Source organism: Mycolicibacterium phocaicum, assembly GCF_010731115.1.
Lineage (GTDB): Bacteria > Actinomycetota > Actinomycetes > Mycobacteriales > Mycobacteriaceae > Mycobacterium > Mycobacterium phocaicum.
This window is the reverse complement of record NZ_AP022616.1, coordinates 2844115-2856551: the sequence shown is the minus strand read 5'-3', so window position 1 is coordinate 2856551 and position 12437 is coordinate 2844115. Positions and strand designations below refer to the sequence as shown.

Genomic DNA, 12437 nt, shown 5'->3' with positions numbered 1-12437 from the left:
TAGTGCTGGGTCTCAACGGCCCCACATGGCATGCCGTCCGCCGGTAACGTTTCCTGCGTGCCGGAAGCGACGACGGATGAACTGGCTTCGTTGGGGTTCTTCGCGAGCTGCCGTCGGGAGGACCTCGACCGGCTGGCGCCCCTGCTGCGTCCGCTGACGGCCGAACCGGGCAAGGTGCTGATGACGCAGGGCGAAGTCGCGTCGTCGTTCATCCTGATCAGCGCCGGCAGCGTCCGCGTGACGCACACCGCTCCCGACGGCGAACTCGTCGTCCACAGCATCGGCCCGGGCCTGATCGTCGGTGAGATCGCCCTGTTGCGCGGCGGCACGCGCAACGCCACGGTGCTGGTCACCGAGCCACTGGCCGGGTGGATCGGCGGACATGACGCGCTGACTGCCATGCTCGACGTGCCCTGTATGGCCGAGCGGCTGGTGCGCACGGCGCGGCAGCGGCTCGCGGAGTTCATCACGCCGCTTGCGGTGAAGCTGAGCGACGGCAGCCAGATGTACCTGCGGCCCGTGCTGCCGGGCGACAACCCGCGGGTGCGCCAGGGGCCCGTCCATTTTTCGACCGAGACCATCTACCGCCGGTTCCAGACGGCCTACCAGCCCAGTCCGGCGCTGATGGCCTACCTTTTCGAGGTCGACTACGTCGACCACTTCGTCTGGGTGCTGACCGACGGCATCGACGGGCCGGACGGGCCAATGGTTGCCGACGCGAGATTCGTTCGGCTGCACGAGAATCCGACGGTCGCCGAGGTGGCCTTCATGGTCGGTGACGACTATCAGGGCCGGGGCATCGGCACCTTTCTGATGGACGCTCTGGTACCCGCGGCCCGCGGCTCGGGCATCGAGCGGTTCGCCGCGCGCGTGCTGTCCGACAACTTCCCGATGCGCAAGATCCTCGAGCATTACGGCGCCACCTGGGAGCGCGACGACCGCAACATGATCGTCACCGAATTCGACGTCCCGAAACCGGACCAATTGTCGTTGTCGCACAAGCAGTATCGCGAAATCCACCTGTTGGCGCAGCAAGTGATCAAGGCGGTCGGCTGATGACGGAATCGCTGTACTCGCGGCGCCCGCTGCTGAACAAGGACACCGCGGTGTGCATCTCGCTGGCGGCCCGGCCCAGCAACATCGGTACGCGCTTCCACAACTACCTCTACGACGAGCTGGGCCTCGACTTCGTCTACAAGGCCTTCACCACGACCGACATCGCCGCGGCGATCGGCGGGGTCCGGGCCCTGGGCATCCGCGGCTGCTCGGTGTCCATGCCGTTCAAGGAGGACGTCATCGCGCTCGTCGACGAGCTGGAAGAGTCGGCGCGCGTGATCAATTCGGTTAACACGATTGTCAACGACGCGGGCCGGCTGACGGCCTGCAACACCGACTACCTGGCCATCGCCCGGCTCATCGACGAGTACCGCCTGGATCCGGCCGCGTCGCTGCTCATCCGCGGTAGCGGCGGCATGGCCAGCGCGGTGGCGGCGGCGTTCCGGGACAAGGGATTCGAGGCGGGCACCATCGTGGCCCGCAACCCGGACACCGGCGGGCGGCTGGCCGACCGGCTCGGGTACCGCTACGCGGCCGACGCCTCAGGCGGAGCGGACATCGTCGTCAACGTCACCCCGATCGGGATGGCCGGTGGCGCCGAAGCCGACGACCTGTCCTTCGATCCGGACGTTATTGCCAAGGCGCGCACCGTGTTCGACGTGGTCGCACTGCCGTCGGAAACCCCGCTGGTCCGCGCGGCGCGCGCGGCGGGGGTGCCGGTGATCACGGGCGCCGAGGTCATCGCCCTGCAGGCCGCCGAACAGTTCGAACGGTACACCGGGGTGCGGCCGACCGCCGAGCAGGTGGCCGCGGCATCGGCCTTCTCGCGCGCCTGACTTCGGGCCCGTCAGGGCACGGTGATCTTGAGCGACTTGTCGATCGACGACGTCGCATCCATCAGCGGCGCGATGGTCTCCTTGGTGCCGCTGGCGTTGATCTGCAGCACGATCACGCCGTCCTTGGTCGGGATGGCCGCCGTCTTCTGGGCCATCAACCGGTCCTTGCCGTCCTGGTTGTACATGCCGCCGACCTGACACGCCTTGAACCCGGCGAGCATGGCCTCGCAATTGGTGCCGGCGTCCTGCCAGTTGTGCAGGTTCTGCAGCTCGCCGGGCGCGTACTGCAACACCTCGTCGGCATTGGCGCCGGGCAACTTCGAAATCAGCACGATGATGGTCGGCGGGTCGGCCTTCATGGCCGGGTCGTCGAATTTGCTTGCGCTCCAGGCCCATTTCGGCGTCAGCGGACCGGCGTCCACCCAGCCCTGGGGGAGCGGCATGGTCAGCGTCGGGGCCCCGGGATCGCCGGGGTGCAGCTGCTGCTCGGTGATGTTCTTCTCGTGCAGGTAGTCCCGGATCGTCTTCTTCGGAACCGCCGGCGCGCTCGGGGCCGCGGAGGTGGGTGCCGCCGCGGCGCTGCTGCTCGCGGCGCTGCTCGACGTCGACGACGGCGCCGGCTTCGAATCCGAGTTGCAGGCACTCGCGCCCAGCGCAGTCACAGTCACGGCCAGCGCAACGCCGGCAACCCTCATCGGCAACATTTCCGTCTCCTGTCGTCGGTTGCAGACTACGGGGCCGACGAAGCCGCTTGGGTCAGCTTCCGGTGCAACGCCGTGTCCGCAAAAGTCGTATCGGCGTGGCGCCGGGCATCGGCCGGGGTCGGCGCGTTCGCCGTGCTATCAACAGCAAATGCGCGCACTCGCGTGGTCGGCAGCGGTTCTGCTGTGCGCCGCGTGCGGATCGACGACCCCGCCCACGCGGCCCACCACCCCGTTGGCCGCGAAACCCGCCGATCCTGCCGCGATCGGCCGGATGCGCCAACACCTCCCCAAAGATCTGCGGGGCTACGAGTTCGGGGCGTTGCCCGCGCCCGCCGCCCCGACGACGTTCTGGGGCATGTCCGCAGGCTCGGCCGCCGACCCGCCGGACTGCGCAGCGCTGGTGGCCGCACCGGCTGACGGCGTTCGCGGCTGGTCGGCATCGGGACCCGGTGGCATCGTGTACGCGACCGCGGCGCCGGCCGTCGCCCCGGCGCCCGAGCTCGTCGGCGACTGCCACAGCTGGACGTTGAGCACAGACCGGGCGCGCGCGGCCGTCGACCTCACCGATGCGCCCCAGGTCGCGGACGCCCGCACGCTGCGCCTGACGGCGCACATCACCACGAGCGTCGAGAACGGCGCGCAAACCCATTCGCAGGCAACGACTCTGATCGCGTACGTCGAAACCCTGGCGGTTTCGGTGACCATGGTGACCGACCCGGGTGCCGTCGCGCCGCCGCTGCCCGCCGAACTCCCGGCGACATTGTTGGACGCGGCGGTGCGGTCGGTGCGGGGCATCCCGGCCGCCGACGGGTTGGCCCGGTAGATTCGCCACAATGCGCAGAACGGTGCTCGCGGTGGTCTCCGCCGGTCTGGTGGCGGCATGCACGTCCCACTCCCAGGTGGTGATCGCCGACCCCGACATCACCAAAATCCTTGATCTGAAGGGCACTTTCGGGCCGGATTACCAGGTCAAGACCGTCGCGCCGACGGGCATCGACCCGCGCGCGTTCGCCCCGCAGACACTGCCGCCGGGCCTGAAATTCGAGCCGCCGGACTGCGCGAAGTTCGCGTCCGGCATGGCCGTCTCCCCAGGTGCCAAGGGCAACATGACCGCCGTCACCGCGGAAGGGCAGGGCAACCGGTTCGTCATCCTGGCGGTGGAGACGTCCGAGCCGATCGCGCCTGCTGATCCGGGCGACGGCTGCAAGAAGGTCGCCTTCTCCGGCGCCGGGGTGCGGGGCCTGGTCGAAGAGGTGCCCGCCCCGCCCATCGATGGGGTGAAGACGCTGGGCACCCACCGCATTCTCGAGACGGTGGCGGCGGGCAAGCCGGCTGCCGGTCAGCTGTACAACTACGTCGGCGGTTTCGGCAGATTCCTGGTGATCGTGACGGCCAACTCGCTCGTCGTGCCGGACAAGCCAGTCGTGCCGGTGAACACGCAGAAGGCGACGGAGCTGCTGACCAAGTCGGTCACCGCGGTGCGGGGCCAGTAGTCAGCGCACGTTGCGCGGCCGGAACTGGATACTGATCCGCGGCCCTGTGGGGCGGGCGGTCTTGGGCACCGCATGCTCCCAGGTGCGCTGGCAGGAGCCGCCCATGACGAGCAGGTCGCCGTGGCCCTGCGGCAGCCGGACGCTGGTGCGCCTGCCGTCGGCGCCCGTGGTGCGGGGACGCAGCGCGAAAACCCTTGTCGCTCCGAGGCTCAGCACCGCGACCATGGTGTCCTCGGTGCTGCTGCGCCCGATGGTGTCGCCGTGCCAGGCGACGCTGTCGTTGCCGTCCCGGTACAGGCACAGGCCGACGGTGGTGAACGGCTCGCCGAGCTCGTGGGCGTAGGCGTCGTTGAGCCGGACCCGCAGCCGCGCCAGCCCGGGATGCGGCGCCCGGTCCTGCGCGAGGTCGTGGAAGCTGACGAGACGCGGCACATCGAGCACCTTGTCGTACATCTGGCGCTGCTCGGCACGCCAGGGAATGGCGGTCAGCAGCTCGTCGAAAAGCGTGTCGGCGCCCGTCAGCCAGCCGGCGCGGACGTCGACCCAGGCGCCGTCACCGAGCCAGCGCCGTTCGGCATGGTCGAACAGCGAACCCTGAACCGCCAAGGACACCCCGCGATCTTATCGCACAGGCGTTCGATGTGTCGGAAGCCTTCCGTTGACTCCGCGGTGGCGGCGTTCGCCACTCGCACTCTTGCGCCCTGGACGCAGGGTCAACGCCAGGACGGGAGCACGATCTCCAGGTTCCAGGTGGCCGGCGAGATCGGCAGTCCGGTCAGGATCGGGTACATCCACGCGAAGTTCGTGATCACCAGCGCCACGTAGAAGCACACGACCAGCAGCCCTAGTGTTCGTCGTTCCGGTTCCGTCGATCTCGGATACAGGATGTCGCCGAGGATCAGCGTGATCAGGATGATCAGGAACGGCGCCATGGGCGTCGCGTAGAAGAAGTACATCTGCCGGTCGATGTCGGCGAACCACGGCAGGTATCCCGCGGCGTAGCCGGTCAGCGCGGCGGCGTACCGCCAGTCGCGTTTGACGAACGTCCGCCACACCGCCCAGGCCAGCACCGGCACCGCGATGAACCACATGGCCGGCGTGCCGGCCAGCATGACGGCCTTGACGCACGACTGTGCGCCGCAGCCCGGCACATTGTTGTTGTCGATGGCGTACAGCACCGGACGCAGCGACATCGGCCACGTCCACGGCTTGGATTCCCAGGGGTGGTGATTGCCCGCGGCGTTGGTCAGCCCGGAGTGGAAGCGGTAGACGTCGTGCGTGTAGTACCAGAGCGAGCGCAGCGTCGCGAACGGCCCGTCGCCGATGTTCCGGCCCTCCATGTGCCGGTCGATCGCGGTCTCCGACGCGAACCACGGCGCGTACGACGCCAGGTACACCCCTACCGGGATCAACGTCAGCGCCCACACCCCCGGGGCGACATCGCGGCGCAGTGTGCCCAGCCAGGGCCGCTGTACGCGATACGCGCGCCGGGCCGCGACGTCGAACGCGACGGTCAGCAGGCCGAAGAACACCATGTAATAGAGGCCCGACCACTTCACCGCCAGCGCGAGCCCCAGCAGGACGCCGGCACCGAACCGCCACCACCGGACGCCGAGCCGGGGGCCCCACACCGTCTCGTTGATCCGGCCTTCGGTCATCGCGACGTGCATCCGAGCGCGCACCTGGTCGCGGTCCACGATGAGCGCGCCGAACGCCGCCACGATGAACACGGCCTGGTAGACGTCGAGCAGCGCGGTGCGGGCGGAGACGAAGCTGACACCGTCGGCGATGATCAGCAGCCCGGCGATACCGCCCAGCAGCGTCGAGCGCGTCATGCGCCGCGCGATCCGCGCCACCAGCAGCACCAGGATGACGCCGCACACCGCGCCGGAGAAGCGCCAGCCGACGCCGTTGTAGCCGAAGATCCATTCGCCGATGGCCATCAGCTGTTTGGCGACCGGCGGGTGTACCACCAAGCCGTAGCCGGGGTTGTCCTCGACGCCGTTGTTGTGCAGCACCTGCCAGGCCTGCGGCGCGTAGTGCTTCTCGTCGAAGATCGGGGTGCCGGCGTCGGTCGGGGAGCCCAGGTTCAGGAACCGGGTGATGACGGCCAGCGCGGTGATCACCGCGGTCATGGTCCAGCCGCGCAGCCGGTCGGTCGGGCCGAAATCGGCGGCAGGCGTCAGTGGCGCCGGACTGATCACGGGGACCTCGCGCTCGGCGTCGGAGGCGTCGAGAGCGGGGGCGGTCACGTCAGCGAGCTTAGGCTGTCCCGTGTGACATCAGTATCTGGTGCGCCCGCGGACGCTGGTCGACTGCTGCTCGCGGCCACTCCATTGGGCCAGCCCGGCGACGCTTCGGCCCGCCTCATCGAGGCGCTCGGCACCGCCGATGTGATCGCCGCCGAGGACACCCGACGGGTGCGGGCGCTGGCTGCGTCGCTGGATGTCCGTCCCGTCGGGCGCGTCGTCAGTTTCTTCGACCAGAACGAGGCCTCCCGGGTCGCGGGGCTCGTCGAATCGATCGCCGCGGGCGAGACCGTGCTGGTGGTCAGCGACGCCGGCATGCCGCTGATCAGCGATCCCGGGTACCGACTGGTGGCCGCCTGCGCCGAGGCCGGGCTGCCGGTGTCGTGTCTGCCGGGCCCGTCGGCGGTGACGACGGCGCTGGCGGTGTCGGGGCTGGCGTCGGACCGGTTCTGCTTCGAAGGCTTCGCGCCGCGCAAGGGCCGGGCGGCGTGGCTGGCCGGGTTCGCGACCGAGCGGCGGACGTGTGTGTTCTTCGAGTCACCGCGCCGGCTGGCCGAGACCTTGGCCGAGGCAGTGACGGCGCTCGGGCCGGACCGGCGCGCGGTCGTGTGCCGTGAGCTGACCAAGACACACGAGGAGATTCGGCGGGGCACCCTCGCGGAATTGGCCGAGTGGGCCGCCGACGGCGTACTCGGCGAGATCACCGTGGTGCTGGCGGGAGCGACGCCGGTGGCGGACATCGACGCGCTGGTCGCGCTGGTTCAGGACCTGGTCGACGACGGCGCCCGCGTCAAAGACGCCTGCGCCCAGGTGATCGCCGACAACCCCGGCGCGCCGTCCCGGCGCGAGCTGTACGACGCCGTCCTCAAGTCCCGCGAGTAGGGGGAATCGACAGGAGCTCGGGCTGCCTTGCCTCTTGATCCTGCGCTCATGGTCTCGCGCACTCGGTCTTTTGCGCCGTAGCCGCGGAATCAATGTTGGCGCCGGGTTGATTGTGCGCCCATGCTTCTCGCTACTTGAACTTCGCCTGCGTGAGCGTACGGTCAACGCCCACAAGGGATTTGCTTGTCAAGTGCCCAGCATCTGCACGCACTCGAACGTGCGGCCAGAGCGTCTCCGCCGCGGATTCGGCGATCTGGACGCACCGTCGACACGCACCCGACTGAAGTGCCTATCAGGAGAGCCCTGATTCAAGCTAGATAGGGTTTTCGTGCGGGGTGCGATCCGCTCTCGCGGGGGACTGCTCGCGAACTATGGCGGCGGCCTTGTGGAGGCACTCCTCCCATTCGCGGTCCGGGTCGGAGTCTGCGGTGATGCCGCCGCCCACGCCCAGGACCGCGGCGCCGTCGGCGTCGAATTCCACAGTCCGGATCGCGACGTTCAGTTCGGTGCCGGCCAGCGGCGACGCCAAACCGACCGTCCCGCAATAGATTCCGCGGTCGTAGGGCTCCCACTCGGCGAGGAGTTCGCGGGCGCGGCACTTCGGTGTCCCGGTCACCGAGGCGGGCGGGAAGGTGGCGTCCAGCACTGCGGCCATCGGGGTCTCGACCGGAACCTGCGCGGCCACGGTCGACACGAGATGCCAGACGCCCGGTGCGGGTTCGACTGTCAGCAGTTGCGGTACCCGGACCGAACCGGTCGTCGCGACGCGGCTCAGATCGTTGCGGACGAGGTCGACGATCATGATGTTCTCGGCGACGTCCTTGACCGACGACGCCAGCTCCGACGGCGAACGGTCAAGGGGGAGAGTGCCTTTGATGGGGCTGGAGGTGACGACTCCGCCGCGGCGGCTCAGGAAGAGCTCTGGGGACAGCGACGCCACGGCGCCCCACGTACCTGCGACGAAAGCGGCCCGGGCGGGCGCGGTCCGCGTCACCGCGTCGACGAAGAAGTCGATAGGTGCACCGGATAATCGCCCGGTGAAGCGGGTACAGACGCAGGCCTGATAGACCTCGCCCGCGGCGATCGCATCCAGGCAGGACAGCACGCCGGCGCGGTGGCTGGCGCGGTCGGGCGCACGCCAGTCGATGGCGTACGGCGCGGGCGCCGCCGGTTCCAGGTCGGCCAGCCAGTCGGGAAGCGTTGCCCCGGAAAGGCTTTCGTACCACCAGTGCCCAGCGGCGTCCCGCCGCAGTACCGAGTCCGACCAGCCGCCCGCGGCCGCCGGGATCCGGTTACCGCCGTCCGGGTACGACAGGTAGCCGAACCAGCCACCGCCGATCGCTTCGCCGGAACCTGTTGGCGCGTCGAAGACTTCGGTGGCACGCACCGGTTCGATGGCGACGCTCGGTGCGATGACGGCCGTCGCGCCGAACCAGTCACCGAGCAGCGCGGCCGGTGGTGGCAGGCCGCGGCGGGCGGCGGCGTCGGCGACAGCCTTCAAGACCCCCGGGGCGTCGCCCAGGTCGGCCAACCGCTCGACTCGCACGCCCCACAGCTTCGCCTATGACCGCGAGCAGACGCAAAACTGTCGACTCTCTGCGGGAATGGACAGTTTTGCGTTCCCCCGCAAGCGGGAGGTGCCCCCAGCTCGCGAGGGGAGGCGCCCCCCAGTTCACGGGTTCGGTTCAGCGCTGAATTGACCGCTCGACCAGCACCCCACCGAGCTTGTCGGGGTTGCGCATGGCGTAGAAGTGGCTGATCTTGCCGTCCTCGACCTCGATCAGGATGACGCCCTCGAGCTTCTCGCCGAGGTACAGCACCAGCGCCGGGGCGTTGTTGTACGTCGCCAGGTCGGCGCGCGCCTCGGGGAATTCCGACACACCACGCATGAGCCCCAGCAGCAGTCGCGCGACCTTGTCCGGGCCGAACACCGGCCTGCGGGCGGCGCTGACCTTGCCGTCGCTGTCCGCGGTCCACGTGACGTTCGGAGCCAGGAGCGTCATCAGGCCGTCCAGGTCACCGGTCGCCGCTGCCGTCAGAAACTGGGCTGTCACCTCCGCCGACTTCGCGGTGTCGGGCGTGAACCGCTTGCGCCGGGCCTGCACGTGTTCGCGCGCCCGGTGCGCCACCTGCCGGACCGCGGCGGCGGATTTGCCGACGGCGCCGGCGATTTCGTCGTAGTCGAAGCCGAAGACCTCACGCAGGACGAACACGGCCCGCTCGTCGGGGGTCAGCGTTTCGAGAACCACGAGCATCGCCATCGAAACCGATTCGGCGAGAACCACATCCGATGAGGCGTCGCGCTCGTCCAGCAGCAGCGGCTCGGGCAACCACGGGCCGACGTACTCTTCGCGGCGCCGCGCGCCGGCCCGCAAGGTGTTCAGCGCCTGCCGGGTGACCAACTGCGCCAGGTACGACTTGGTGTCCCGCACCGTGTCGAGGTCGACCTCGGCCCACCGCAGGTAGCTGTCCTGCAGGACGTCGTCGGATTCCGTTGCCGAGCCCAGGATTTCGTAGGCGATGGTGAAGAGGAGGGGCCGCAGGTGGGTGAACCGCTCGGCGTGTTCACCCCCTGCGGCACTGGCTGAGCCGGTCATGCGCTGACGGTCTCCGCCAGCTGTTCGGCGCGCTTGCCGCCCTTCATCACGAACACCGCGCTGGGCTTGCGGGCGGTCCGGCGGATGCCCCACAGCGTGCCCTTGCAGATGGCTTCCTTCAGCTTCGCGCCGACCCGACCACCGATGTAGTAGTTCGTGGCGGAGTCGTCCTTCCGGGCGATCTGGATGGTCGCTGTGTGCCGACCGAGGCTGACGCACGATCCGGCGAACACCGGGTCGAGTGGCTCGGGCTCGGTGCCGGCGATCCGGCTCAGCACGGTCCCCACGGCCGTCACCGTGAGGGGGCTCGACGCCTGGCAGCTCATGCGCAGCGGCTGACCCGACGGCGCGGCGGCGTCACCGGTGGCCACGATGCGCGGATCGTCGATGCTGGTGAGGGTTTCGTCGGTGAGCAGGCGGCCCAGTTCGTCGGTGCGCAGTCCGCTGGCGGCCGCAAGGTCCGGGGTGCCGAAGCCCGCGGTCCACACCGTCACGGCGCTGCTGATGAAGCGCCCGTCGGCGAGGGTCACCCGGTGCGCGCTGACGTCGCTGACGTCGCCCTCGATCACCGTCACGCCCAGCTTGGTGAGGGCCTTGGCCACCGAGCGGCGGGCCGGGGCGCTCATCGCCGGCGCTAGCTTATTGCCGACCAATACGACGTTGCGGCCGGCCTCGGCGAATTCGGAAGCCGCCTCGATGCCCGTCAGGCCGGCGCCGATGACCACCAACGGCGCGGACAGCGGCACGTCCTGCAGTCGCGCTGCCAGCCGCTCGGCCTGCTCGAATTCGGCCAGGGGATAGGCGAATTCGGCGGCGCCCGGTACTGACGCCGGTACCGTCCCGGTGCTGCCGACCGCGTAGATCAGGTAGTCGTAGTTGAGCGTGTCGCCAGACGCCAGCTCGACGGTGCGGGCGGCGGCGTCGATGCGGGTCGCGGTGTCGACCACCAGGCGCACATCGTCAGCGAGCAGCGTGTCGTAGCCGACGGTGGCGTTGTAGTTTCCGGCCGCGTGCTGGTGCAGACGGATGCGCTCGACGAACTTGGGCCGCGGGTTCACCAGGGTGACGGCCACGTCGTCGCGCATGAGGACGTGATTGGCCGCCAGCGCGCCGGCGTATCCGCCACCGATGACGACGACGCGGTTGGGCTTCTGGTTTCCGGTCATCACTGCATCTCCTTCGGGGTTGGTTATGCCCTCAAGACACCGGCGGCGCCGAAAACGTGACACTGTGTGACGCGGCTCACATTAAAGCGTCAGACGACTCCGAGGGCCGACATCGCGTCGGCGACCCGGATGAACCCGGCGATATTGGCGCCGGCCATGTAGTTGCCCGGCTGGCCGTACTCGTCGGCGGTACTCAGGCAGCGGTCGTGGATGCGGCCCATGATCTCGGCCAGCCGCTGCTCGGTCTCCTCGAACGTCCACGAGTCACGCGACGCGTTCTGCTGCATCTCCAGCGCGCTGGTGGCGACGCCGCCGGCGTTGGCTGCCTTGCCGGGCGCGAACGCGACCTTGGCGTCGGCGAACAGCTTCACCGCCTCCGGCGTGCACGGCATGTTGGCGCCCTCGGCGACGACCTGACAGCCGGACTCGATCAGCGCCTTCGCATCGTCGCCGTCCAGCTCGTTCTGCGTGGCGCAGGGCAGCGCGATGTCGCACGGCAACTGCCAGATCGAGTCGTTCTCGACGAATCGCGCTCCGCCGCCGCGCATGTCGGCGTACTCGGAGATCCGGCCGCGGCGCACTTCCTTGAGCTCCTTCAGCAGCTCGAGGTCGACGCCCTTCTCGTCCACGATGTACCCGCCGGAATCCGAACAGCCGATGACGGTGCCACCGAGCGCGTGCACCTTCTCGATGGCGTAGATCGCGACGTTGCCGGATCCGGACACCACCACCTGCTTGCCGTCGAACGATTGCCCGGAGCTGCGCAGGATTTCGTCGACGAAGAACACCGTGCCGTAGCCCGTGGCCTCGGTGCGGACCTGCGAGCCACCCCACGTCAGGCCCTTGCCGGTCAGGACGCCGGACTCGTAGCGGTTGGTGATGCGCTTGTACTGGCCGAACAGGTAGCCGATCTCGCGGCCGCCGACGCCGATGTCGCCGGCGGGGACGTCGGTGTACTCACCGATGTGCCGGTACAGCTCGGTCATGAACGACTGGCAGAACCGCATCACCTCGTTCTTGGAGCGGCCCTTGGGGTCGAAGTCCGACCCGCCCTTGCCGCCGCCGATGGGCAGACCGGTCAGCGAGTTCTTGAAGATCTGTTCGAAGCCAAGGAATTTCACGATGCCCAGGTACACCGACGGGTGGAACCGCAGGCCACCCTTGAACGGGCCCAGCGCGGAGTTGAACTCGACGCGGAAGCCCCGGTTGATCTGCTCGGCACCCGCGTCGTCGATCCACGGCACCCGGAAGATGATCTGCCGTTCCGGCTCGAACAACCGTCGGATGATGGCGGTGTCGGAGTACTCCGGGTGCTTGTCGACGACCGGGCCCAGACTCGTCAGAACCTCGTAGACGGCCTGGTGGAATTCGATCTCGCCGGCGTTGCGGCGGGTGACTTCCTCGTAGACGTCGTGCAGCCGCTCGTGTAAGCCGTCCTGCGCCATATCTTTTCG

At 69.0% G+C, this 12437-nt stretch carries 12 protein-coding genes; 5 read left to right on the top strand and 7 right to left on the bottom strand.

The window, feature by feature from the left end; genetic code table 11:
- Nucleotides 1-30: 30 nt before the first annotated feature.
- Complete coding sequence (locus G6N46_RS13770; protein WP_138248070.1) at nt 31-1056, top strand: acetyltransferase Pat; 1026 nt, start codon at nt 31-33, stop codon at nt 1054-1056.
- A complete protein-coding gene (locus tag G6N46_RS13765) occupies nt 1056-1892 on the top strand; it encodes a shikimate 5-dehydrogenase (protein ID WP_138248071.1) in 837 nt (278 codons plus the stop codon). The genes G6N46_RS13770 and G6N46_RS13765 overlap by 1 nt, the downstream gene beginning before the upstream one ends.
- An 11-nt stretch (nt 1893-1903) precedes the next feature.
- Here the strand turns inward: G6N46_RS13765 and G6N46_RS13760 are convergent, their stop codons facing one another.
- The gene (locus G6N46_RS13760) at nt 1904-2596 is read right to left on the bottom strand and encodes an LpqN/LpqT family lipoprotein (RefSeq protein WP_064859501.1); all 693 of its coding nucleotides are present in this window, start codon (nt 2594-2596) and stop codon (nt 1904-1906) included.
- A 148-nt stretch (nt 2597-2744) separates the two neighbouring features.
- Between G6N46_RS13760 and G6N46_RS13755 the strand changes: the two genes are divergently transcribed.
- Together G6N46_RS13755 and G6N46_RS13750 are read left to right on the top strand one after the other, a co-directional pair.
- Nucleotides 2745-3419, top strand: coding sequence for a DUF5642 family protein (locus G6N46_RS13755; protein ID WP_138248072.1), 675 nt, complete (start codon nt 2745-2747; stop codon nt 3417-3419).
- Between the two features lie 10 nt (nt 3420-3429).
- On the top strand, nt 3430-4089 hold the full coding sequence (locus tag G6N46_RS13750) for a DUF5642 family protein (protein WP_138248073.1): 660 nt from the start codon (nt 3430-3432) through the stop codon (nt 4087-4089).
- On the opposite strand, the gene G6N46_RS13745 is transcribed toward G6N46_RS13750, so the two are convergent.
- A complete protein-coding gene (locus tag G6N46_RS13745) occupies nt 4090-4701 on the bottom strand; it encodes an alpha-ketoglutarate-dependent dioxygenase AlkB family protein (protein ID WP_060999285.1) in 612 nt (203 codons plus the stop codon).
- Between the two features lie 101 nt (nt 4702-4802).
- Entirely contained in the window at nt 4803-6341 is a 1539-nt protein-coding gene (locus tag G6N46_RS13740) for a dolichyl-phosphate-mannose--protein mannosyltransferase (RefSeq protein ID WP_133427940.1), read from the bottom strand.
- A gap of 24 nt (nt 6342-6365) precedes the next feature.
- On the opposite strand from G6N46_RS13740, the gene rsmI reads away from it, so the two are divergent.
- Entirely contained in the window at nt 6366-7220 is an 855-nt protein-coding gene (rsmI, locus tag G6N46_RS13735) for a 16S rRNA (cytidine(1402)-2'-O)-methyltransferase (RefSeq protein WP_138248074.1), read from the top strand.
- 313 nt (nt 7221-7533) lie between these two features.
- Here the strand turns inward: rsmI and G6N46_RS13730 are convergent, their stop codons facing one another.
- The 4 genes from G6N46_RS13730 to gdhA form a co-directional block, all read right to left on the bottom strand.
- A complete protein-coding gene (locus tag G6N46_RS13730) occupies nt 7534-8766 on the bottom strand; it encodes an aminodeoxychorismate synthase component I (protein WP_064859497.1) in 1233 nt (410 codons plus the stop codon).
- 139 nt (nt 8767-8905) lie between these two features.
- Nucleotides 8906-9817 carry an RNA polymerase sigma-70 factor gene (locus tag G6N46_RS13725; protein ID WP_064859496.1) on the bottom strand — a complete coding sequence of 304 codons (912 nt, stop codon included), beginning with the start codon at nt 9815-9817 and terminating at the stop codon, nt 8906-8908.
- Nucleotides 9814-10983, bottom strand: a complete 1170-nt coding sequence (locus tag G6N46_RS13720) for an NAD(P)/FAD-dependent oxidoreductase (protein WP_138248075.1) — start codon at nt 10981-10983, stop codon at nt 9814-9816. Before G6N46_RS13720 ends, G6N46_RS13725 begins: the two co-directional genes overlap by 4 nt.
- An 89-nt stretch (nt 10984-11072) precedes the next feature.
- Nucleotides 11073-12428, bottom strand: coding sequence for an NADP-specific glutamate dehydrogenase (gdhA, locus tag G6N46_RS13715; RefSeq protein ID WP_060999274.1), 1356 nt, complete (start codon nt 12426-12428; stop codon nt 11073-11075).
- Between the last annotated feature and the right edge of the window lie 9 nt (nt 12429-12437).